Annotated in this window: 22 protein-coding genes; 10 read left to right on the forward strand and 12 right to left on the reverse strand. The window is 69.5% G+C overall.

The window, feature by feature from the left end:
- The first annotated feature begins 89 nt into the window (after positions 1–89).
- Positions 90–797 (forward strand): universal stress protein, encoded by a 708-nt coding sequence (locus tag VYJ16_RS10440; RefSeq protein ID WP_336350242.1) that lies wholly within the window; start codon positions 90–92, stop codon positions 795–797.
- Positions 798–843: 46 nt separating this feature from the next.
- On the forward strand, positions 844–3,039 hold the full coding sequence (locus tag VYJ16_RS10445; protein WP_336350243.1) for an amino acid permease: 2,196 nt from the start codon (positions 844–846) through the stop codon (positions 3,037–3,039).
- A gap of 18 nt (positions 3,040–3,057) precedes the next feature.
- Here the strand turns inward: VYJ16_RS10445 and VYJ16_RS10450 are convergent, their stop codons facing one another.
- The gene (locus tag VYJ16_RS10450; protein WP_336350244.1) at positions 3,058–4,284 is read right to left on the reverse strand and encodes a hypothetical protein; all 1,227 of its coding nucleotides are present in this window, start codon (positions 4,282–4,284) and stop codon (positions 3,058–3,060) included.
- Between the two features lie 449 nt (positions 4,285–4,733).
- On the opposite strand from VYJ16_RS10450, the gene VYJ16_RS10455 reads away from it, so the two are divergent.
- Positions 4,734–4,892: a hypothetical protein gene (locus VYJ16_RS10455; protein ID WP_336350245.1), complete on the forward strand. Its 159-nt coding sequence runs from the start codon at positions 4,734–4,736 to the stop codon at positions 4,890–4,892.
- Positions 4,893–4,939: 47 nt separating this feature from the next.
- Here VYJ16_RS10455 and VYJ16_RS10460 read toward each other — a convergent pair whose 3' ends face one another.
- Complete coding sequence (locus VYJ16_RS10460) at positions 4,940–6,163, reverse strand: MFS transporter (RefSeq protein ID WP_336350246.1); 1,224 nt, start codon at positions 6,161–6,163, stop codon at positions 4,940–4,942.
- A 280-nt stretch (positions 6,164–6,443) separates the two neighbouring features.
- On the opposite strand from VYJ16_RS10460, the gene VYJ16_RS10465 reads away from it, so the two are divergent.
- Positions 6,444–6,845 (forward strand): carboxymuconolactone decarboxylase family protein, encoded by a 402-nt coding sequence (locus tag VYJ16_RS10465; protein ID WP_336350247.1) that lies wholly within the window; start codon positions 6,444–6,446, stop codon positions 6,843–6,845.
- A gap of 146 nt (positions 6,846–6,991) precedes the next feature.
- Here the strand turns inward: VYJ16_RS10465 and VYJ16_RS10470 are convergent, their stop codons facing one another.
- The 7 genes from VYJ16_RS10470 to VYJ16_RS10500 form a co-directional block, all read right to left on the reverse strand.
- Positions 6,992–8,419: an NAD(P)/FAD-dependent oxidoreductase gene (locus VYJ16_RS10470; protein WP_336350248.1), complete on the reverse strand. Its 1,428-nt coding sequence runs from the start codon at positions 8,417–8,419 to the stop codon at positions 6,992–6,994.
- Positions 8,420–8,524: 105 nt separating this feature from the next.
- Positions 8,525–9,373 (reverse strand): helix-turn-helix transcriptional regulator, encoded by an 849-nt coding sequence (locus VYJ16_RS10475; protein ID WP_336350249.1) that lies wholly within the window; start codon positions 9,371–9,373, stop codon positions 8,525–8,527.
- A gap of 96 nt (positions 9,374–9,469) precedes the next feature.
- On the reverse strand, positions 9,470–10,768 hold the full coding sequence (locus VYJ16_RS10480) for an NAD(P)/FAD-dependent oxidoreductase (RefSeq protein WP_336350250.1): 1,299 nt from the start codon (positions 10,766–10,768) through the stop codon (positions 9,470–9,472).
- Positions 10,769–10,913: 145 nt separating this feature from the next.
- On the reverse strand, positions 10,914–12,287 hold the full coding sequence (locus VYJ16_RS10485; protein ID WP_336350251.1) for an NAD(P)/FAD-dependent oxidoreductase: 1,374 nt from the start codon (positions 12,285–12,287) through the stop codon (positions 10,914–10,916).
- A gap of 117 nt (positions 12,288–12,404) precedes the next feature.
- Positions 12,405–12,743, reverse strand: coding sequence for a DUF7116 family protein (locus VYJ16_RS10490; protein WP_336350252.1), 339 nt, complete (start codon positions 12,741–12,743; stop codon positions 12,405–12,407).
- Between the two features lie 139 nt (positions 12,744–12,882).
- Complete coding sequence (locus VYJ16_RS10495) at positions 12,883–13,128, reverse strand: DUF5816 domain-containing protein (protein WP_336350253.1); 246 nt, start codon at positions 13,126–13,128, stop codon at positions 12,883–12,885.
- A gap of 72 nt (positions 13,129–13,200) precedes the next feature.
- The gene (locus VYJ16_RS10500; RefSeq protein WP_336350254.1) at positions 13,201–14,763 is read right to left on the reverse strand and encodes a hypothetical protein; all 1,563 of its coding nucleotides are present in this window, start codon (positions 14,761–14,763) and stop codon (positions 13,201–13,203) included.
- Between the two features lie 109 nt (positions 14,764–14,872).
- On the opposite strand from VYJ16_RS10500, the gene VYJ16_RS10505 reads away from it, so the two are divergent.
- Entirely contained in the window at positions 14,873–16,306 is a 1,434-nt protein-coding gene (locus VYJ16_RS10505) for a bifunctional metallophosphatase/5'-nucleotidase (protein ID WP_336350255.1), read from the forward strand.
- 129 nt (positions 16,307–16,435) lie between these two features.
- On the opposite strand, the gene VYJ16_RS10510 is transcribed toward VYJ16_RS10505, so the two are convergent.
- Complete coding sequence (locus VYJ16_RS10510) at positions 16,436–17,794, reverse strand: hypothetical protein (protein WP_336350256.1); 1,359 nt, start codon at positions 17,792–17,794, stop codon at positions 16,436–16,438.
- A 172-nt stretch (positions 17,795–17,966) separates the two neighbouring features.
- On the opposite strand from VYJ16_RS10510, the gene VYJ16_RS10515 reads away from it, so the two are divergent.
- From VYJ16_RS10515 to VYJ16_RS10525, 3 genes are all read left to right on the forward strand, one after another.
- Positions 17,967–18,374, forward strand: coding sequence for a universal stress protein (locus VYJ16_RS10515; protein WP_336350257.1), 408 nt, complete (start codon positions 17,967–17,969; stop codon positions 18,372–18,374).
- Between the two features lie 124 nt (positions 18,375–18,498).
- Entirely contained in the window at positions 18,499–19,170 is a 672-nt protein-coding gene (locus tag VYJ16_RS10520; RefSeq protein WP_336350258.1) for a class II aldolase/adducin family protein, read from the forward strand.
- 100 nt (positions 19,171–19,270) lie between these two features.
- Positions 19,271–19,810, forward strand: coding sequence for an NUDIX hydrolase (locus tag VYJ16_RS10525; protein WP_336350259.1), 540 nt, complete (start codon positions 19,271–19,273; stop codon positions 19,808–19,810).
- A gap of 12 nt (positions 19,811–19,822) precedes the next feature.
- On the opposite strand, the gene VYJ16_RS10530 is transcribed toward VYJ16_RS10525, so the two are convergent.
- Positions 19,823–20,830, reverse strand: a complete 1,008-nt coding sequence (locus VYJ16_RS10530; protein ID WP_379762534.1) for a mechanosensitive ion channel family protein — start codon at positions 20,828–20,830, stop codon at positions 19,823–19,825.
- 92 nt (positions 20,831–20,922) lie between these two features.
- On the opposite strand from VYJ16_RS10530, the gene VYJ16_RS10535 reads away from it, so the two are divergent.
- Positions 20,923–21,666 carry a proteasome assembly chaperone family protein gene (locus VYJ16_RS10535; protein ID WP_336350261.1) on the forward strand — a complete coding sequence of 248 codons (744 nt, stop codon included), beginning with the start codon at positions 20,923–20,925 and terminating at the stop codon, positions 21,664–21,666.
- 55 nt (positions 21,667–21,721) lie between these two features.
- Here VYJ16_RS10535 and VYJ16_RS10540 read toward each other — a convergent pair whose 3' ends face one another.
- On the reverse strand, positions 21,722–22,192 hold the full coding sequence (locus tag VYJ16_RS10540) for a DUF5793 family protein (RefSeq protein ID WP_336350262.1): 471 nt from the start codon (positions 22,190–22,192) through the stop codon (positions 21,722–21,724).
- Between the two features lie 195 nt (positions 22,193–22,387).
- On the opposite strand from VYJ16_RS10540, the gene VYJ16_RS10545 reads away from it, so the two are divergent.
- Positions 22,388–22,954, forward strand: coding sequence for a DUF7549 family protein (locus VYJ16_RS10545; RefSeq protein WP_336350263.1), 567 nt, complete (start codon positions 22,388–22,390; stop codon positions 22,952–22,954).
- Positions 22,955–23,083: the final 129 nt, after the last annotated feature.

Here is a 23,083-nt window from a genome sequence, read left to right on the forward strand (position 1 = left end):
CCGGGTCGTCCAGGCGCACCTCCTGCTCGCGTTCACCACCATGGTATGCGATGCATTAACAAACGCTACCGGTGAAGGACACGAACACGATGCCCCCGATAGGCGACCTGACCATCCTCGTGCCGATCGACGTCTCGGCCGACGACCCACCGGCCCTCGAGGTGCTCGACGTCCTTCGGCCGTTCGAGGTCGTCCTCCTCGGGTACTTCCCGGTGCCCGACCAGGCCGCACCCGCGCTCATCAAGGACGAGTACGAGGACGCCGCAAGAGAGACGCTCGACGGGATTGCCGCAGGGCGAACCGCCGTGTCGGACGTCCTCGTCTTCACGCACGACAGAGAAGCGACGGTCGACAGGGTCGCCGACGAGTACGACTGCGACGCGATACTCACCGCCGGAGACACCGACCACCTCGACCGACTCCTCGTCCCCATCAGGGGCGACGCGAACGTCGAACGGATCGTGTCGGTCGTCGCCGGACTGCTCGACGGCAGCGACGCCACCGCGACGCTCTTCCACGCGGCGAGCGACGACGCGGAACACGGTCCCGGAGAGTTCCTCCTCCGCGGAACACTCGAGCGCCTCACGGACTACGGTATCGACGCGGACCGCGTAGACTGGGAGGTCGCCGTGAGTGACGACCCTGCCGACGCGATCCTCGCCAGTGCGCCGGCGTACGACCTCGTCGTGCTCGGTGAGACCGAACCGTCCCTTCGCGAGCGCATCATCGGCCACGTTCTCTCCGCCATCATCGACGAGATCGAGACGCCCACGCTCATCGTGAGAGACGTCCAATGAAGCCGACCGCGCCCGAACCCGCCGTCGCGCACTCGACGAGGACAGCATGAGCGGGGACGGAGGTGAACTCGAGCGGACGCTCGGGTTCCTCGAAGCGATGACGCTCGGCGGCGGCACGATGATCGGCGCCGGCATCTTCATCCTGCCGGGTATCGCGGCGAAGAACGCGGGGCCGGCGAGTTCGATATCGTACGCGATCGCCGGCCTCGTCGCCCTCCTCGCGGCGCTCTCCCTCGCCGAACTCGCAACCGGGATGCCGATCGCCGGCGGGAGCTATCACTACGTCAACCGCGCGCTCGGCGGCCTCTTCGGCGCGATCGTCGGCTGGGGGATGTGGACCGGGTTGATGTTCGCGAGCGCGTTCTACATGGTCGGCTTCGGGCAGTACATCGTCGAACCCATCCCGGGCCTCGACGGCCGACACTTCGTCATCGCGCTCGGACTGGTCGGACTGGCGTTGCTCGTCGGCGTGAACTACTACGGGACCGACGAATCGAGCGCACTCCAGAACTGGATGATCGGCACCGAGACCGCGATCGTGGTCGTGTTCGTCGCCGTCGGCGTCTTCTTCATCGACACCGCGAACCTCACCCCGTTCGCGCCGACCGGCACCAGCGGTATCGTCGCCACCACGGGCATCGTGTTCGTGTCCTTCCTCGGGTTCGAGATCATCGCGACGGTCGCCGGCGAGATCAAGGACCCGAGTCGAACGATACCGCTCTCGATGATCCTCTCCGTCGTCCTGGTGACGATCCTCTACGTGCTCGTCATGCTCGTCAGCACCGGCACCGTCTCCATCGACGTCCTCGGCGAATCACCGATTCCCGTCTCGGACGTCGCCGCGGTCTCCATGGGGCCGGTCGGCGTCGTCGCCATCGCGTTCGCCGCGATCGTCGCCGCGATATCGAGCTCGAACTCGTCGATACTCGCCGCCTCGCGCGTCATCTACGCCATGGGCCGCGACGGCGTCGTGAGCGACTGGTTCAACGAGAGCCACGACCGGTTCTACACGCCGCACCGAGCGATCGTCGCGACTGGCGGCGTGACGGCGCTCCTCATCGCTCTCGGCCTCCAGGTCGACACCATCGTCGCGTTGCTCGCCGAAGCGGCGAGCTTCAGCTTCCTCGTCGCGTACCTGCTCGTGCACGTCTCGCTCGTCGTGTTCCGGCGTGCGGACCCCGACGAGTACGACCCGTCGTTCCAACTGCCACGCGTCGCATATCCGGCTGTCCCGATACTCGGCGTGCTCCTGGCGGTCCTCGTGATATCGCAGATGGCGACCGTCATCATCCTCCTCGGGTCGGGCATCATCGCGCTCGGGGTCGTCTGGTACTTCGCGTACTCGAGAAGCCGAGTCGTCGAGCCGGGACTCGTCAGCGAAGCGTTCGGCGCCGAGCCAACGGAGACCTATCGCGTCGTCGTCCCGGTCGCGAACCCCGAGACGCAGCACGGACTGCTCCGGCTCGCGGCAGCGACCGCGCACGCGAACGTCGAGCAGGGAACGCCCGAACTCGTCGCCGTGAACGTCGTCGAGGGTCCGGACGACGAGACGTTCCAGAACGTCGAATCCGAGCGCCTCGACCACCAACGAGAGTTGTTCGAGAACGCACGCACCATCGCGACCGAGATGGACGTCGACCTCCGCACGCGCTCCATCGTCGCGCCCGAACTCGACCGCGCGATACTCGACGTCGTCGCCGAGGAGGACGCCGACCAGCTCCTCCTCGGATGGGACGGCACGGTCGGTGGAGACGGACACACGTTCGGGCACACGACCGACCCGATCCTCGAGCACGCCGACTGCGACGTCTCCCTGGTCGACCTCGAGACGCCGTCGGTCGGAACGCCGGTCGCGCTCGTCGCCCCCGGGCCGAACGCACCAATCGTCGCGCGACGCGCGTTCGAGTTCGCGACCGCGGACGGCACGACGCCCACGCTCCTCCACGTGCATCCCCCAGGGGCTGACGCCGACGCTGACCCGGCCGGAGCCGGCGCGCGCGCCGTCAGGGACGTCGCGGACGCCGCGGGGCTCGCAGCCGACGAGTACGACAGCGAGGTGGTCGTGAGCGACGACGTCGAGCGAGCGCTTCGCGACGCGGTCGACGGATACGACACGGTGTGTTTCGGTCTCTCCGAACGCGCGGATGGCTCCGGCATCGTCCACGGCGCCGTCACGAGGCACGTCTCACAGGACGTCACCGGGAACCTCGCGTTGATACGCGGGGCGAGGGACACGGGCTGACGCTCGCGGCCGCATCCCTCATTCCCTGCTCGCTTCGATCTCCTCCCAGAGCTGCATGTCGCTGGGCACGGCTCGAAGCCCGCTGAGCTCCGCGAACGTACTGACGTGGTCCGAAGAGGCTTCGGGCATGTAGAACCACCGCGGAGCGAACGCGGTTAACGATTCGACCGCGATGGAGAGCGACACCATCTCGTGCTCGCTCGGCCAGTCCGCTGGGAGTTCGCCGAGGGGCTCGCCGTCGTCGTCGACGAGCCGCCGGACGAACTCGTCGTTCTCGACGCCGTACAGCGCGTCTCCCTCCCGGCGGACCGCGAGCACGAAGCAGTTGTCCTCGACGTCCAGATCGTCCGGGAACTCGTCGTAGTCGATGCGGTCGACGTCGAACGGCGCATCGTACTGACACATCACCGGGTCGCTACCGACCTCGCCGTCCGCAAGCGACCGGAAGGGGTCCCGATGCAGTCGTTCGCCGAGTTCCTCGCGCCGCTTCGCGGCCGCCATCTCGGTGTCGAGTGACTCCGGCGTCAGCCCGTCGAACACGTACTCGCGTGCCGAGAACGGCGGGCCCTCGTCGACCTCGTCGCCCATCGCCGGGCGGTCGCTCTTCCGGAGCAACACCCCGCCGCCGTCGAGCGTTCGCGTCTCGTACGCCGGCGCGTGAACGAGTCGATCGACCCCGTCGAGCTCGCGCGCCCACGACGGCCCGAACACGGTCACCCAGGCGAGCGTGCTCACCCCGGACTCGGGCGGGCGACCCCGCGGGAACGCGGAATCGAGCCCGTAGTCCGAATCGGTCGCGAACGCGTACCACGCGTCGAACGTCGCCGCGACGTCGGCGACGAAGTCGACAAACCGGTCCGCTCGACGGCGGACCCCCGCCGCACTGACCCCGTCGCCCTCCGCGAACGCCGCTTCCGGAATGCCGGAGAGATACACCTCCGGGCCGTTCGACCCGTCCTCCGGCGCCACCAGCGCCAGTTCGCACTCGACGCCGTCGAACCGGCAGTCGAACTCGATCGACGAGATGCCCTCGCGTGCCGCGTCCGCCGCCAACTCGCTTCGCGATGCCGCCGAACGCTCCTCGTCGCCCGCATCGAGATCGAGCGCGTAGTCGACGGTCTCGTCGTCGTCGAACGGCGCCACCGCGAACCCGTGGTCGCGACACCGCTCGAGTACGTCCACGGCGTCGTCCATCGGCGACCGACCGAGGTGGAACGACGCCCTGAGCCCGTAACTGATTCCCATACCCTCACTCGAACCCGCCCGCGCTTATCGATTCTCCTCCCTCCTCGAGCGGTCGACGTCTCGGCTCGAGTACCCGACGGGTCGATGCGACGACCGGCGCCGTCGCTACCGAACTGGAATGTTCGCCCGGAACACTAACGACCGACGTCATCCCTGGCGGCGTGCCGAGTCTGCCGGGAAACCCTCGTGCCGGGCGGGCCGTACGCGGCCAACGAGCACTCTCGTGCTGGAATGTTGCATGCCCGGGTTCTCCGCACCGTCATCGCACCCGATTGCCGGGTCTACTGGGGCGGGGACTGAGGCACGCGTCTCCGTGTTCGCCGGGTACGCGGGTATGTCTTGCGGGTCGCGTCAACGCCCGCGTTCGGCCCGTCATCATCCGGTCACTACCCGTTGGCGTCCTGCCCCCGGGTTATGCCCGTCGGTGACCTACTCACTGCAGACACTCAATGTCGAAGACAGAGTCGGAGACGGCCGTCTGCCCGTACTGTGGTGCACCCGCTGGCGACGACGACCTCGTGTACCGAAACTCCCAGGACGACCCGCTGATGGTCGCCGAATGCGGCTCGTGCGATCACGTCATCAGCGTCGAATCACATCCCTGGTAGCGAGCCACGGTGCGACCACAATCGCTCTCGGAACTCATTCTGGACCGTCACTCGGCGATCGGCACTTCCCACGCGAGCACGAGCGCCGACCCGACGACGAGGACGCCGCCGGCGACGGCGAGCGCTATCAGGGGCGAGACGACGTCGGAGATGACGCCGCTCCCGAGCTGGAAGGGAACGACGGTGAGGCCGCTCACCATCGCCATCGCGGAGAGGACGGTGGCGCGCCCGACGGTGTCGATGCGGTCGTTCACGTACTGCGCGGCGAACGACCGCGTCACGTCCGCGAGGCCGCGCGCGACGAGGAACGTCGGAAGGGCGAGCAGTGGGACGAACGCCATCCCGACGAGCGCCCCGCCGACGACGAACGGGAGGGCGACGAACCACGTCCGCATCCCGACGACGTCGCGAATCCAGCCCGTGTAGTAACTCAAGCCCGCGCCGACGAGGCTGTACGCGGCGTAGAACCACCCGAGGAGCGACTCGACGAGCGACTGGTCGACGCCGAGGTCGACGACGACCGTCTCGAACACCGGCTGGAGGAACACGAACACGAGGTACGTCACCGCGGCGTACAGCACGTAGTAGTAGACGACGAGCGCACGGACGTTCCGCTGCGCGAGCGCGTCCCGGACGATACCGACGATGCGACGCAGTCCGAGGACGTCCGTGTCGGCGTCCTCGTACGTGTCGGGTTCGTCCATCGTCAGGAGCACGAGCGCGCCGACGGCGGTGACGGCCGCGGCGACGAACCACGGATAGGAGAGGTCGACGCTCCCGAGATACCCACCGAGGACCGCTGCGACCGCGCCGACCGCGAGCGACGCGGACTCGCCGCGACCGCGGACGGCCGCGAACGCGTCCTCCGTGATGTCGTCGGTGAGCGTGTCGTACAGCCACGCGTCCTCGCTGCCCGACCGGAAGTTGTACCCCATCGACCACACCACGTACAGCGCGAGGAACGCGGGGAACGTGTTCGAGAGGCCGATGCCGACGAGCGTCCCGGCGATGACGACCGTCCCGATGAGGAGGCTGTTCCGGCGGCCGACGCGGTCGCCGACGTACCCCGTCGGTATCTCGCCGACGACCGTCGTCACGTTGTACGTCGCCTCCAGGATGGCGATCTGCGTGAACGAGAGGTCCTGCGCGAGCAGGAACAGGTACATGATGGGGCGGTAGAACTCGACCGCCTTCGTCGCCTTGTAGACGTAGTACTTGAGGACGCTACGCGGCGTCCCAGCGAGCACGTCGACGCGCGACGACTCCGGCATCGCCCGATGCTTCCGGAACCGCCCTCAATTACGTTCCGGTAATACGACCTGCAGAAATCGTAATACTGCGGCGTTCCATGCCGGGGTCCGGGAGTTCACGCGCCCGTCGGTGACGTCCCGGAATGGTCCGAAGGCGTCGGATCTGGTCGGCCTTCGGTAAGCAAACTGCTGGCTCGTGGAAGATACTGCTAAGCGATCTCGTGTGGGATGCTAGCATGGGCCTGTGCCGGGCGCGTCCTGTTCGCGGACGCGGCGGCACGGTTCCCGGGACGAGAGACACATGGTATCAGCGCAAACACGAGCCGAAGTCGAGGAGCACCTCGGGCAAGTGCCGAGCTTCATCGAGGCACTCCCCGAGGCCGCGGCAGACCACGGCTGGGGCATGATGCGGGACTTCCAGCTGGGCGAGACCGAGCTTTCGGGCCGCGAGAAGGCGCTCGTCGGACTGGGCGCAGCAGCGGCCATCCAGTGCCCGTACTGTATCCACTTCCACAAGGCCGAATCGACGATGGAGGGCGCGTCCGACGCGGAATTGACCGAGGCCGTCGGCATCGCCAGCGGCGTCAGGTACTTCTCGACGGTCCTCCACGGCAGCGAAATCGACCTCGACGCGTTCGAACGCGAGACCGAACAGATCGTCGAGCACGTCGAAGGACAGCAGGCAGCACCGGGCGACGACTGATCCACTCCGATTCCTTTCTTTGTTCGCACTCGCGTCGTGTCACGGCGCGCGAACCGACGTCCCGCGGTGAGTTCGTGCCGACGCGCGAGGACGATGCGTTCGACCACGAGCGCCCGGGCGTCGCAGTCCCGGCTTCGACGCCTCGGTCACGCGAACCGCGAGCCGAGCGCGGACGCCAGTCGACGCAGGGCCGACCCGGTCGTGGACCGCCGAGCGCGGGCGTTCCTGACCTCGGCCGCGGCCACGCGACGGAGCACCCTCGGCCGGACCAGCGCGGTCGGCGAGTCCTGCATCGCGATGACGCGCATGAGCGCCTCGCGGAGGTGGCCGTCGTCCTGGGCGGCCCGCATCACGTGGTCGAAGTAGCGACCGAACGCGGCGACGCGACCCGGAACCGGGGCGTTGCCTGGGGCGAACGGGGCGTCCGCACCGACTGCCATCTCCCAGGCGTGATCGACGACCGGGGCGGCGTTCTCGAAGAACCGCTCGGGGAGACCCGTCGTCCCATCCGCTGCGAGCGCCCGGTGGAGCGCGAGCGCCTCGAGCGCCGCGACCGACATCCCCTGACCGTATATCGGGTTGAAGCTCGCGAGCGCGTCGCCGACGACGAGCAAGCCCTCTGGAACCGTGTCGAGGCGCTCGTAGTACCGGCGGCGACTGGACGGGAATCGGTAGGCGTGGACGTCGCCCCGAATCTCGTGCTCGGACAGCGTGGTCGCGGCGGCGTCCGTCGGGAGCGACGCGGCGAACTCGCGGACGCCGTCGAGGTCCGCGGGCGGGTGGTCGCCGGCGACGCCGTGGACGTTCACGAGCCAGCGATCGCCCTCGACTGGGAACACCGCCTCGCCGCGCGTCCGCGGGGCCGACGCCATCGCCAGCATCGTCTTCCGGCCCCCGGGCGGACGTTCCACGGCGACGGTCGCGTACCCGACGTCGATCGGGACGTCCTCGACGGGCGGTGCGGGGAACCCGTTCGCTTCGAGCCAGCGCGGCGTGCGACTCGCGCGCCCGGTCGCGTCGACGACGACGTCCGCAGGCACGCGTTCGGCGTCACCGGTCCCCTCGCGTCGCTCGACGCCGACGACCGCGTCTCCGTCGTCGTCGAGGAGGAAGTCCGTCACGCGCGTGCGGTCCTGGACCGTCACCGACCGTCCGGCGGTGACGTGCTCGCGGAGGACGTCCTCGAACAGCGGTCGCGTCGCGGCGTAGAACGGCATCCGCCGCGGGCCGTCGGCGAGGTAGCCGCCCTGGTCGTAGAACCGGAGGTCGCGCGCGCCGTCCAAGAGTACCCCGCCAGCGGCGAGCAGCGACTCGCAGTAGCCCGGACAGCAATCCTCGATGGTCGCCCGGCCCGCTTCGAGGAGCGCGTGGATCTGGGTCGCCTGCGGGACGCCGTCGCGCTGGACGGGCTCGTCGGGGACCTCGTCGCGTTCGAGCACGAGGACCTCGTCGAAGCCGTCGGCGAGCACGCGCGCCGCGAGGAGGCCGGCGACGCTTCCGCCGACAACGACCGCTCGGTCGCCACAGTACTCGACCGCGTCCGCGTCGTACCGTTCGAGTTCGTCGAGCGTCATACTCGAACGATGGTGCGCTCCCCTCGTCCCATTACCCGGCGAGTGGTCGCCCGGACCGCGAGGACGTACTCACGGGGTGAGTCGACCCCTGCGGTTGCCCGGTCGTCAGCCCGCGAGCGCGTCGGGGTCGACCGCGGTCGCGTCCTCGCGGTAGGACTCGAACAGTTCGAGCGCCCACTCGTGAACTCGGGGATTCGTGGTCTCGATGGGGACGCCGTAGGACTCGCTGACCGCGTCCGGCCCGCTGCGCTTCAGGAGCACCCTGTCGTCGAACACGTAGAGGTTGCACGGGATGGAGCCGTCGACGACCCACGAGGTCGCGTTCGTCGACAGCATCTCCCGCCAGCGCGCCGCTCGCTCGGGTGCCGCGAATACCTGCTCGGCGATGTCGCCGGTGACGACGAACGTCGCGTCGAGGTCGCCCGCGACGACCTCGTCGCGCATCGGCCGGGCGAGTGACTCGGGGGGTGCCCACTCGCTCATCACCCGGAGTTCGTCGGCCTCGCGCGCGAGGTCTGCGAAGTACCGTCCGGTCTCGACGGGGTCGCCGCCTTCGGGCTCTCTGACGTGTGCGTCCCGGAAGTGCGCGAGGTCGATGGGGTGCTCGTCGCGCGGGAGCCAGTCGACGGCGTCGCCGAGCCGTCGGAGGGCGACGGCGGCGTCCAGCGCGGGCTCGAACGCGTCGACGAGTCCGGCGCCCGTGGCCGTCGCCGCGTACGTGCCGTCGTCGCGCCGGTGGACCCACCCGCGGTCCTCGAACTCGTTCACGATGCGGTCGAGCGTGGTCCGGGAGACGCCGGTGTCGTCGGCGAGCGTTCGCCGCGACGCCGCGGCGTCGGTCACCGCCGCGAGGATGCGGACGCGGTTCGCGGAGCGCGCGAGGAAGGAGACGTCCTCGAGCGCGTCGCCGCGTTCGCCGTCGAAGGCGTTCTCTGGCGTGGACTCGGTCGCCATACGCACACGTTCGTGCTAGTTAGTAACAAAGCTTCGTCCGGTCGCGACACCGGGCGTCCGGACGCACTCCCGGTCGTCCTGGCGTGTTCCCGGACGTCAACGCGCGGTCGCGTCCAGGTGCTTGAACTCCCAGTCGTTCGTCCACGCTCGCCACGCGCGCTTCAGCATCGGCTTGCTGCCGAGCATGTTCGCGACCAGGACCGGGTGGCGCGCGAGGCGCGCGAACGCCTTCCGCGGGTTCCGGTCCACGTCCTCGACGTCGATGCCCGAAACGGCCTCCATGACGCCCGAGAGGATGTCCGGGCGGCCGTCCTCGAGCGCGCCGCGGACGACGTACGCGAGCCGGTACTCGTCGCGGAGGCGCGCGTAGAGCGCATCGGGGTAGTCGTCGAGCGCACCGGCGTCGGCGAGTGCGGCGGCGAGATACGACGACTCGATGGCCTGCGAGATGCCCTTGCCGGTGAAGCGGTTCGCGATCCCGGCGGCGTCGCCGACGCGCACGACGCCGCGGTCGGGGAGCCACGTCCGGTCGGGGTCGAGCGACGGTCCCCTGGGTATCGTGTACACGTTCGCCTGCTCGCGCGTCGGCACCGGCCAGTCGTTGCGCTCGCACGCCGCCTCGAACGCCGCCATGTAGCTCTCGGGCTGCCGGTCCTGCGCCCACCCGATGCCGACGTTCGCGCGCGACTCGGACTTCGGGAACACCCACGAGTACCCGAGGTAGTTCTCGAACACGATGCGCGAATCCGGGTAGAGGTCCGAGAAGTCGCCCTCGACGTCCGCGTTCAGCGCCGTCATCGCGCCCGCGTACTCCGCGGTCGTCCCCTCTATCTTGCTCGCGAGCGACGGCTGTCCGGTCGCGTCCACCACGAGGTCGTGCGTCTCGCACAACTCCTCGAAGTCGGCCTTCGACACGCCCGTGTTCTCGCGAACGTCCACGCCGTTCGCTCGCAATCGGGAGGCCCACGCGCGTTCGACGAGCGCGCGGTCCGTGACGTACGCTCGCGACGCCGGGAACCGCCCCGTGCCCGCGAGCTCGCGGTCGTCGACGTCGCCCGTGAACACCTGCACCTCGAACGTCGGCGTGTCGTTCGCGAACCCGTTCTCCGCCGTCTTCGCCAGGGGAATCCGGGTGACGTCCGTCATCGCCTCCCCGCAGTTCACGCGCTTCTCGTCGAACGTCTGGCGCTCGAAGAGCACGACGCCCCAGTCCAATCGCGAGAACGCGTGCGCCGCCGCGAGCCCCGCCATCGCACCGCCGACCACGGCGACCGACCGGTGGCCGGCCTCGCCACCGGTCGCCGCCCGCGTCGTCGCACCGCTCCCTGTCGCTCGCACGTCCACGTCGGCGCGGAACGCGTCGAACGGATCCCGCGTTCCGTCTCCAGCAGTCATATTCGACCGTTCGGACGCCCGCAGTAAAAGCCGTCGCACCGCGGCACGCAGCCGCAGCAATCGACACCACCGGATTCGTCGCGCACGAGGGGGCGCGGCGGCACCGACGAACGGTCGGGACCCGACGCGGTCGTCGACCGCGCGCTCAGACCCGGTACTCGTCCTCGGTGATCTGGACGTAGCCGTCCTTCTTCAGCGAGCGCTTGCGCCACTTGTACTTCGCGAGGAGCTTCAGCGCGCCCGGGCCGGCACTGAGGCGTCGCGAGAGGAGTTTCCCGTCCGCGCCGTCGCCGAGCATCCGGCTCGCGAGACTGAACGTGCGGTCCCAGTCGTCGGGGTCGTACTCCGCGACGAGGTCCGCGAACGCGACGTTCCGGATGAGTTCCGTGCCGATGGCGCGCCGCCACTCGTCGTTGTACCGCTCGAGGGAATCCGTCGCGGCGAGTTCGCCCGCGATCTTCCCCGAGCGGACGGCGACGTGATACCCGCCCTCGTGGAACGCGCTCGTCGTCCCCATCGCGCCGCCCGCGACCGCGATACCGGCGCCGACCGGGGAGTCGATGGGCCGCGTCGACGAGATCGGGTACGTCTCCGTCCCCTTGGACTTCCCGCGGTCCTCGACGCGCGGGAAGTCCTCCTCGATATCGTACTCGTCGCCGTACACGCGCTCGAGGAGGCGCTCGATGTACTCGCTCGCCTTCGGGAGCGACTCGTCCTCGGGGTCGAGCAGGCGGTACGCCTCGGGGTGCTCGACGTCGTCGAGCGTCATCCCGATGGGCATCGTGAGGCCGACGCGCGCGACGTTGCCGTCGTTCGGGAACACCCACGGGTACGCGGTCTCGCCCGGCATCCACCCCCACCAGAACTTCAGTCGGTCGTCCTCGAACGCGCCCTCGGGGAACTCGCGGTGCTCCTGGTACGCGATGTGGTTCGCCTTCGGCGGCGACATCACGTCCGACGCGGCGCGATGCTCGGGGAGGAACCCGTCGAGCACGCCCATCGACACCTGGCGCTGCGGGCCGTCCGCGAGCACCACGTACTTCGCTTCCACGTCCTCACCGTCCGCGAGTTCGAGGGTGTGGCGGTACTCGGCGTCGAGGTCCGTGTCGACCCCGCGGACGGAGACGCCGACGTCGTACGTCGCGCCCGCTTCCTCGGCTTGCTCGCGGAGGAAGTCGTCCATGCGAGCGCGCTGGAACGTGTACCCGAACCGGTCGTAGCTCGACTCGATACCGGTCGCGTACATCGTCGCGGTCTCCGTCGGCCCGATGAACTCCACGCAGTCGAGCTCCTGGAGGACGACGCCGTCGGGGAGGTCGCCGGGGTCGATGTCCATGATGTCTATCCAGTAATCGAGCATCCCCGCGGCGTCCGTCGAGTCCGGACCGAGCCCGTCGCGGTCGGCGCGCGGCACGCCCTTCTCGAGGAGGAGGGCGTCGGCGCCGTTGCGCGCGGCTTCCCAGACCGCGCTCGTCCCCGCGGGCCCACCTCCGACGACGGCAACGTCGACACGCTTCATACGCCAACACCGGTCGGGCCGGGATAATAAACGGTCCGAACCACGGTCGGCGGCGTGCATCGCGACGCCGCCGCTGGTCGTCGTGGGGTCGGAGACCGGAGCGATAGGGGTGGGGCGCTACCGGAGCGGGTCCTGTGGCGGATGGATGACGTCGTAGCCGCCGTCGGTGCCCGCTGCGGGAGCGTCGGTGACGGAGAGTATCGCCCAGTCGTAGTCGGGTTTGTCCGCGAGGAGTTTCTCCCGTAGCGAGTCGGCGGTGTCCTCGGGCGTCACGAAGCAGCGGAGGTCGCCGCCGGTCGGGGTCTCGGGCACGTCGCGCGTCGGGTTCACGAAGACCGTCTTCCAGTCTCGTTCCGCGCGGAACTCGCCGGCTGCGTCGGTCACGTCGTAGCCCAGGCCGCGGAAGATCGTCTTCGCGCGCTCGTGCAGGTTCTCGGTCGTGGTACCAGAGACCATTCGATATGTGTTATCACACAGCGAGGGCATAAAGTTGTTGTATAAACACCTCTTCGGGTTCGAAGCCGAAGACGGCGCTACGGGACCGGTACCGACCGTCACGTCCGTGATAGCTTCGAGGGTGGCCGAGCCCCCGTGGTCACTCGTGGGCGGCGTCCCACTCGGTCGGTTTCCGGAAGTTCCCGCACTCGTTGCACTGGATGCGCCCCATCGAATCCATCGCGTTGTCGAACGTCGAACAGTTCGCGCAGAACCAGCCGTACTTGCGTTCGCCGTCGCTCGTCCGATACACCACCATGAACGGCGCCTTCGAACCGCGGTCGCCCTCCGTCGTCGAGACGTACACCGTCTCGCCGTCGTCGGTCTCGTGAGGGTCCAACTCCATGCATCGACGAAGTCGACGCCGCGACTTAGTGCTGTTCGTCCCGGTCACCGCGGGCATCGAACCGACGGTCGGTCACTCCCGGAGTCGTCTTCGGGCGCGCGACTCGTCGTCGACGCGTTCGATCGCGGACGCCTCGCCGTCGTACGTAAACCGGAACGGACCGTCGCCCCACCGGAACGGCCCGCGGTCGGCCGGGACCGCGGTCCGATACCGGACGACGTCGGCGCTGTCGGCGTACGCGAGCGTGTTCCGGAGCGCGCGGTCGCGGTACACCTCCTCCGTGAGGAGCGTCCGCGACGGCGTCGCGTCGACGGCGCGTCGCTCGAAGACGACGACGGTCGACTCGTCGTCGAGGTCGCGGTCGCTCACCACGAGCGCGTCGCCGTCGCGTTCGACGACCACGCCGTCGGTCGGACGAAGCGACAGCTCGGGGGCGTCGAGCTCGAACGCTGCCGCGAACCCGTCGGCGTACGCGCTCGCGAACGCGTACGTTCCGCCACCGAGGAACGGTATCGGGACGCCATCGCCCGACGGCGGCGTGCCGTCGTGTGCGAGTCGGAGCGTCCACGAGACGCGCTCGCCGGGAAGGATGGGTTCGCTGATGTCGTTCCGGCCGCGCCACGTGAGCGGCCTCCACGCGTCGTCGGCGAGTCGATACACCCTCCACTGGTCGGTGCGGCCGACGAGGTTCCGTTCGGTGTGGTTGACGAGTTCGAACGAGAGCGTACCCGGCGCCGCGACCCGACGCACCGCGGGCGCCAGCCACGCGCGAGACTGCGGGGTTACGTCGTGATACCACTGGTCGACCGACGATAGCGGTGGGAGTCCCGACCCGACGCCGTCCGCTGGAGTCGTCGGCCCGGGAGCGGTCAGGTCCCAGACGTACGCCGTCGTCGCGAGTGCACTCTCGCCGAGCCGGTACCGGCCCGTCGCGACGGACGTCCCGGCGTCCGCGTCGTCGTCCGCTGGCGCGTCCGACGCGCTGTCGCTCGTCGCCGCCCCACCAGCGTCGCGGTCCGAGTCGACGCCGACGAGCGCGTACCGACCGGTCGCGTTCCCCCACGGGTCGATGGTCACCGATTCGGGGAGCCACGCGTCGACGCCCGGGACCGTCCACGACCCGTCGTCGGACCTGGCGACCGCGGGCGTCGACACCGAGAACGGGTGGTTCGGCGTCGGCGCGAGCGCGAACGCGCCAGGACGCTCGGACGACCCACCGTCGACATCGCCCGACGTCGTCTCGACGGGGCGGTAGACCGGTTCGGGGTCGAACGCGGGGATGCCTCGCGTGTCGACGGTCACCGTCTCGTCGGAGCGGTTCCGGAGCGTCGCGCGCAGCGTCGCCGGCCGCGAATCGGTCGCGTCCCGCTCGAACGCCACCCGGAACACGAGCGAGTTCGAGGACCCGGTCTCGGCGGGCGAGAACGCGACCGCGCGGTCGGCTGCCGGGAGTTTCGCGGTCGTCCCCTCGAACTGCGAGTACGGCACGGGACGGAGCGCGCGCTGGGTTCTCGTTCCAGTCGGCGGGTCGTCGACGCCGAACGTCCCGCGGCCACGGCGGTCGTCGCGCTCGAACGCGCTACAGCCAGCACCGAGCGACGCGGCGAACGCGGAGAGGACGGCGCGTCGACGCATCACCGACCACTACGGCGTCCGTCGACATACCTCTTGGCGACGGGGCGACGTCGACCGTCGTCGGATTCGACACCCTCAAACGCGGCGAGTGCCTGCGTTCGGTGACTAGATGACTGCGCGTCTCCTCCACTACTCCGACGTCGAGAACGCCTTCGACGACCCCGAACGCATCGGCCGACTCGCCGGACTCCTCACCGGCCTCGACGGCGACGACGCCGTCGTCGTCGGGAGCGGCGACAACACCGCGCCGGGCGTGCTCTCGCTCGTCACCGAAGGCCGTCACGCGCTCCCGTTCTTCGAAGCGGTCGACGCGGACTTCGACACGTTCGGGAACCACGACTTCGACTACGGCCCGGACGTGACGCGGGAACTCGTCGCGGACTCCCCGCAGACGTGGCTCACCGCGAACGTCGAGGAGGTGACGCCGGCGGCCGCGAGCGACGGCGGCGTGGACGACCGGCAGGCGTCGGACGGCGGCGCCGGGGAGCGGTTCGCGAGCGAAGACACCGAGCCGTGGGTCGTGCGCGACGTCGACGGTATCTCCGTGGGCTTGTTCGGCGTGACGACGCCGGCGACGAACTCCATCAATCCGAACGCGACGGACGTGGCGTTCGCGGACCCCATCTCGGCGGGGGAGCGCGCGGCGGCGGCGTGCCGCGACGCGGGCGCCGACTGCGTGGTCGCGGTGTCGCACCTCGGGACCGAGGACGACGAGCTGGCGGTCGCGGCGGACGTCGACGTCGTCCTCGGCGGGCACGTCCACAGCGAGATCGTCGAGCGCGTCGACGACGCGGTCCTCCTTCGCCCGGGCGTGAACGGCCGTATCGCGTACGAGGTCGCGCTGGACGTGGACGACGACGGCGAGGTGCGCGTGGACGTGACGCGCCACGAGGCCGCGACCGCGGACGTCCACGAGGGCGTCGCGGACGCGATGCGCGATGCGATGGCGCGCGCGGACCTGAACGAGGTCGTCGCGCACGTCGAGGACCCCATCGAGCGCACGCATGCGGCGGCGTTCCGCGGGGAGTCCCGTATCGGGAACTTCGTCGCGGACGCGTACCGGTGGGCGACGGGCGCTGACGTCGGCCTCCAGAACTCCGGGGGCGTCCGCGAGGGCGACCCGCTCGAGGGCGACGTCACCATCGCGGACGTCATGAGCGTCGTCCCGTTCCAGGAGCCGGTCGCGGTCGCCGAACTCACGGGCGCGGAACTCAAGCAGACCATCACGCAAGCCCACGGCGCGAACCTCTCGTTCGGCGAACCCGACTGGTGGCACGCGCACCTCTCCGGCGCGACCGTCGTCTGGGACCGCGAACGCGACGAGATCATCGCCCTCCGCGTCGACGGCGACCTCGTCGACGACGACGCGACGTACACGCTCGCCACCACCGACTACCTCTTCCACACCGAACACGAGTTCCCCGCGCTCGACCAATCCCACCGCGTCGACCTCGGGGACGTCCAGTACAAAGTGCTCGCCGCCTACGCCCGCGAGAACGGTCTCGACCCGCAATTGGAGGGTCGAGTCGCCTGGTCCGACTGACTCAGTAGCATACGGCGACCGCCAGGTCGCCGTTTCGGGGCTGGGGTGACTGCACGAGCGGAGGCCGCCGCCAGGCGGGCGTTACTGTGGGTCGTTGTCACCGCGGTGCGCTTGGTCGCTCTCGTCGGGTCAGGGCCAGTTGACGAACTGCTGGTAGACGTCGGGGTGGTGGTGGAGTTTGGCGCGGCCGAGGAGGGCGTAGAGGTAGGCGTCGAGGCGTTCCTTCCAGGGCGTCCAGTCGCCGTCGGTGTGGTCGAGGTCGACGGTGGCTACCTGGAGGTCTTCGATGGCGCGGGCGGCCTGGCGGGTGAGGAGGGGGTCGGGGTCGTCGCCGATGACGTTCTGGTACGTGTTTCGGGCGCGGCGTTTCTCGGCGAGGACGTGGCCGGAGTCGAAGCCTTCGGTGGATTCGTCGACGACGAGCTTGTCGATGGCGAACTGGTGGGCGCGGTGGTCGACGACGCCCTGGGCGAGGGCGACGGCGATGAGGGCTTTCGCGTCGGTGTCGATCTCGTTCGTCCACGGGTTGACGTAGGGGGCGTCGTAGCACCAGCGGGCGAGTCGCGAGTGCGCGAACTCGTCGGGGCCGTAGTCGTCGGTGCTGCGGACGTCGTGGCGTTCGAGCACGGTCTCGCGGTCGGGAGCGTCCGCGAGGACGCTCCGGAAGTCCTCGACGACGAAGTCGAGGTGGCTCTCGTAGGCGGTCGCGTCCTCGCTGAGGCGCTCGATCAGGTGGTCGTGGAAGCGTTCGGCGTTCGAGACGGCGACGTCGCCGAGGACGACGCCTTCGGTGAGGTCGCCGACGCCTCCCGGGTCGAACTGGGTGCGGCGCGGGCCGTCGTCGTCGTCGACGCCGTTCGCGGTCTCCTCGACCGTCGACCACGTCGCTCGCCAGGCGCCGCCGACGGCCTCCTGTTCGATGCGGCGGTACCACGCGAGGTCGGTTCCGGGGTCGTCGACGCGGTACGGCGCGAGCGCGTCGACGACGGCGGTCGCGCGCTCGCGGACGTCGATGGCGCGCTCCGCCAACGCGGGGATGTCGGCGTCGCCCTGCTTGGCGCGCGCCTTGCCGAGGTCGATCGCGGCGAACTGGAGGCCGTACGTCGCGGCGAACAGCGCCTCGTGGTAGTTCCCGGCGTCGAGTTCGGAGCGCGCGTCCTCCAGCCAGCCGCTGCCGCCGGACCCGAAGCGGTCTTCGTCGATCCGCGCCCAGCGCTCGTCGGCGCGCTCGTGGGTGGTCTCGAAGGTCTCGACGACGTCTCTGGCGTGCGCTTCCGTGACGGTCGGCCGCCAGTGGTCGGTGACCTCCGGCGGCGTCGGGTAGTGCTTGGTCGCTTCGTCCGTGAGGACGTCCGGGAGCGCGGTCGGCGCGGTCGCGCCGACCGCTATCGAGCCGAGCGTGCCGAGGCCGACGGCGCCGCCGACGCCGACGAGCACGCGGCGGCGCGACAGCTCTGGTATGGAGGAGACCGCGGAGTCGGAGGGCATGTCGTCCGAGGCTACCTGACAGTTCGTAATAAGTCTCGTGTCTGTGCGCGTGCCGCTGTCACGTCGGGGGCCGAATCGACGGTCGCGAGTCGCGCCACGACGTGTCGGCGCGTGCAGGCCGTCGGCGCCGAGTCCTAACGTTTAGGTCCGTCGACGCGCTCCGTCAGGCTAGATGACGCGCGTTCTGGTCCCAGTCCGGTACCCGCTCTCCTCGCACTCGAAGCGGACGCTCGCCGCAGCCGTCGACATCGCGCACGAGCGAGACGCCGCGCTCACCGTCCTCCACGTCAACCTCTACCAGGACGGCGGGCGGGTGACGCGCTCGGACCTGAAAGCCGCCGCCGAGCGCGCCGTCGACGTCGACGTCCACACGCGCTACGTCGTCCGGAAGGGATTCCTCGTCGAGGAGACCATCCTCGACGAAGCCGCCGCCGAAGCCGCCGACGTCGTCGTCATCGGCACCAAGCAAGCCGGGCGCTGGCGGCGGATGCTCCGACGGCTGTTCGACGACCCGGACGTCGACGCGTACCTCCGCGAGCACCTCGACTGCGAGGTCGTGACGGTCTCCGCGACCGGCTAGCTGGGGCGTCCAGTTCGTCGGACGGACGGCATCGACCGGTGCCGTCCGGCGATTCACCCCGATGCCTTCGTTCGCACTGACATGCGGGGGAAGCGTTAACGTACCGGCGGTCGAACCGCCGCGCGTGACCACACGACGGGACCTCGTGCAAGCGAGTCGAGCCCTCTCGCATACCGGCATCCTGGACGCGTTCGGGCACGTCTCGGCGCGTGACGGCGACATGGTCGTGTTGCCGCCCGCGGTCCCGCCCGGGCGCGCCGAGCGCGACGACCTCCTGGAGATGGACGTCGAGGGCCGCATCGTCCGCGGCGACGGGCGCCCGCACGACGAGCACGCCCTCCATCGCCGCATCTACGCGGCGCGCGAGGACGTCGGTGCCGTCGTCCACCATCACGCACCGGCGGTGCTCCCGTTCGTCACCGCCGGCGAGGACATCCGACCCGTGAGTCGTCTCGGCGCGCCGTTCGAGGACCCGATACCGGTCTTCGACGACTTCGACGACGCCGACGGGCATCTCGTCACGAGCGACGCGGAAGCGGACCGGCTCGCGGCGACGCTCGGGGACGGTCTCGCCGTCGTTCTCGCCGGGAACGGCGCCGTCGTCGTCGGCGAGACCGTCCGCGAAGCGACCGTCTTCACGTGGTACATGGCGGCGAACGCGGAGACGCAGTACCGCGCGAGCCACCTCGGCGACCCCGACCCCGTCGGCGACGAGGACTCGCTCGCGGCGACCGCGGCGACGCTCACGAACGCCATCGCCGTCGACCGCGTCTGGTCGTACCTCACCGGCGGCTGACCGACGACCCCGCGAACCACGGCCGGGGCCGGCGGTCGAGCGGTCGACCACGAGCTGCGAGTCCGACCGATTGAAGACCGACCACCTCGGAGCGTCGCGCATGGACGGGTTCGAGGGGTACGCCGCCGTCGTCGACCCGCGCGATCGATACGACGACCTCGTCGAGGACAGCGGCGAGGACGTCCGCGACCCCGAGCGCTACCGCGACGACCGCGAGATGGAGGCGTTCCGCTCGGGGTGGGTGGCAGTCGGCGTCGTGCTCGACGACCGCGACCGCGTGCTCTGCATCCGGCAGGGCGACGACGAACGATGGGTGCTCCCCGGCGGGACGCTCCAGCGCGGCGAGTCACTCGACGGTGGACTCGTTCGCGAGGTCCGCGAGGAGACCGGCGTCGACGTGGACCCCGTCCGACCACGGGCGGTCGGCGCGAGTCGCATCGTGAACGCCGACGATACCGACGAGTGGACGGGCTTCCACGTCGTCCTCTACGAGGCTCGCGCGACCGACACCACCGTCGGCGACGACCTCGGCGTCGACGACGAGGACATCGTCGACGTGAACTGGTTCGAAGAGCTCCCCGAGAAGGTGTTCAACCCGGACCTCACGCGACCCGCGGTGCGAGCGGCGAGAACTGACTGACCGAAGAGACGGTTACTTGCTGCCGTCGTCCGGGAGTCCGTCGGCGGGGAAGTGCCGGTCGTCGCGCGGCCGGTCGCGGTTCGCGACGTTGAGTTCGCCGCTCGTGTCGTCGAACACCACGTGACTGTGCGGGTACGCGATCTCGACGTCCGCGTCTTCGAGTGCACTCCAGACGTTCGTCTGGACCTTCGAGCGGACGGTCAGGAGCTTGTACGGTTGCTTCGCCCAGTACCGGAGCGTGAGGTGGACGCCGTGGTCGCCGAACTCGTCGATGTAGCACGTCGGCGCCGCCGGGTACCGCGCGCTCCCGATGCGGATGTCCGGGCCGCCCGTGATGACCTCGTCGACGTCGCGCGCACACGACTCCATGATGTCGCGGGCCTCGTCGAGGTCGCCCTCGTACGTGACGCCGACGGTGAGCGAGAGTCGCGTGCGTTCGTCCTCCGCGGAGTAGTTGATGACGTCGCGGTCGCGGATGGAGTCGTTCGAGATGACGATGAACGTGTTGTCGAGCGTGAACATCTTCGTGTAGCGGATCGTGATGTCCTCGACGAACCCCGTCTGTCCGCGGTCGGCGAGCTCGATCATGTCACCGATCTCGTAGGGCTGGTCGGCGAGCACGAAGAACCCGTTGATGATGCTGCCGACGATTGGCGCGAGCACGATACCGAGCACCGCGGAGAACACCGTCACCGAGAGGAGGATGTCGCCGGCCTGGAACCCGACGAGGCTCGCGGCGACCGCGATGCCGAGGAGCACCACGCCGAGTTGCACGAGCCGCAGGACGGTCCGCGTGACGCTCGGTCGCTTGATGCGGCGCGCGACCGTCCGGCCGGCGAGCCGGACCGCGAGCTTCGACACGGTCCACGTCACGGCGAGCACGACGAGCGCGAGCACCCACCCGATGACCTCCGGCGGCAACCACGCCGGGAGCTCAACCCCGAACCAGTCCGCCAGCGTCTCCCCGGCGGCCGCCCCGCTCCCGCCGCCCGCCGTCTCGTTCCCCGTCTGCTGCCCGATAGTCACGTCACACCCGTCTCGCCCACCCCCGATAAAACGCACGGCGTCGCCGTCGGGCAAAGAACGAAGCCCACCGCCCCCCAAGTACCACCATGGTAATTGAAAGCACACCGCGGTTCGAGGTCTGCGACCAGGGCGCGGACGTCGACCACGTCATCTCGGGGTTCGCCGCGTACGGGCTCGCCGGTCTCACCGCCGTCGACTACCTCCGCGAACGCCTCGACCTGGAGCCCTGCGGGTACGTCACCACGGACGCCCTCCCGACCATCACGCCGTTCGAGGACGGGCGCCCGCACCACCACACGCGCATCCTGACCCGCGAGGACCTCGACGTCGCCGTCCTCCACGGCGGCCTGTTCGTCCCGAACTCGGCGGCGAAACCGTTCACGGACGCGATACTCGACTGGACCGAGTCCGCGAGCGTCGACGAGGTCGCCGTCCTGAGCGGCGTGCCGATACCGCACGCCCCGGAGGACCACCGGACGTTCCACGTGTCGACGCGCGACTACTTCGACGTTCGCGTCGCGGACGCTGACCCCGAGATTCCCGGGATGGGGAACGGCTTCCTCGACGGCGTCGACGCCGCGCTCGTCGAACGCGGGATGGTCAGCGACCTCGCAGTCGGCGTCTTCCTCACGCCGGTCCACGAACGCGTCCCGGACGTCGACGCCGCGATTCAGCTCCTCGACACCGTCACGCGCCTCTACGATCTCGACGTCGACACCGGACCGCTGGAGGCGTTCGCCGCGGACGTCGCCGCGTACTACGAGCGCCTCCACGAGCGGCTCGAATCCATCCCGGACAACGAACGACCCGAGGACCGTATGTTCAACTGAACAGCAGGTTCCATCGACGACGGCAACCGCGAAGAAAGGAAGGACTGCGCTCGGCCTACAACTCCACGCCGCTCGGGATGAGCGAGTGGTTCCGCAGCAGGTTCCCGTCGTTGTCGTACACGAGGAACGTCGACTTCTCGTAGGACACGAAGTCCTCGCCGCCGAGCGCGATGTCGACGCGGTACTCGCCGTCGTCCCCGGCCTGCTCGCCGTACCGGCGCGCGGCCGTGATGAACGTCCCGACGTCCTCGGCGTCCTCGTTCAGTTCCAGCACGAAGTCCCCCGTCAAGCGGTTCGTGACGCTCACCACGCCGGTCGCGTCGTCCGCGCCGACGTCGTCCTTGTACCGGAACGCGACGTCCGTCTCCTCGGCCGGAAGCGGATTCCCGTTCTGGTCTGTGAGGCGCTCCTCGAGCGTCGCTACGGGGCCCTCGAAATCGATCGATACAGTCGGCTTGGAGGGCTCACCGTCGTCGTCCACCCAGTCGACGTTGCTCACGTCCAGCGTGAAGTAGTCGCGCCTCATTCCACGCTCGAGCCTTAGGTATCCCCCCGTATGAACGTAACGCCCGCCGCCGGCCCGGCCGGTACCGGAACTCCACCGGCCTCGGCGTGACCCCGACCGCGGCGTGACCCATCTGGAACACGTGGCGCGCATCCGATACCGGGACGCGTGACGCGCATCCGATACGCTTTACTCGCCGCCCCGTCCCGTGTGCGTATGGTCTGGGTGAAGTCGGAGTACGCCGAGGAACTCGCGGTCCTCGTGACGTGGCTGTCCGCGCTCGTCCCGTGGTCGATCTCCTACGGGTCGTTCGCGGTCACGTCCGGACAGGACCTCACGCTCGTCATCCTCCGATTCCCGTTCGTCGGTATCCGCTACCAGCTGGGCGTACAGATTCTCGGTGGCACGTCCGTGAAGACGCCACTCCAGTTCCGCCAGGAGGTCGTGAACGCCGGCGGCGGCGCGCTCTCGCAGGTCCCGGGGTACGACCTCTGGCTCGTCGGGGTCGCGTTACTCGCCGTCGCCGTCGTCGTGTCCCTCCTCATGTACTTCGAGGTCGACGCCGCACTCGACGCCATCCCCACGGACCCCGTCAGACTCCTCGGCGCGCTCCTCCTCGGGGTCGCCGTCGTCCTCCTCGGGGCGACGTACGTCCTGTTCACGACGCAGGCAGCGCTGTTCGTGCCCTTCGGCGTGTTCCTCCAGCTCGCGTTCGGCGTCATCCTCCTCCGGGTCGACCGGACCGACGTCGACAGCGCGGACGCGAACGCCGACTCCGCCTGACACCACCGCGAGCCCGTACGCCGCCCGATGCGACCGCGGGCCTTTCTCTCACGAACCCGTCGCCGGCATCGGCTTCGATAGCACTCTCCTCGTACCCAGATGGCCGCCTGATTTAAGTCGACGCTCCAC

Source organism: Halorubellus litoreus (assembly GCF_037081675.1).
GTDB classification, from domain to species: Archaea; Halobacteriota; Halobacteria; order Halobacteriales; family Natrialbaceae; genus Halorubellus; species Halorubellus litoreus.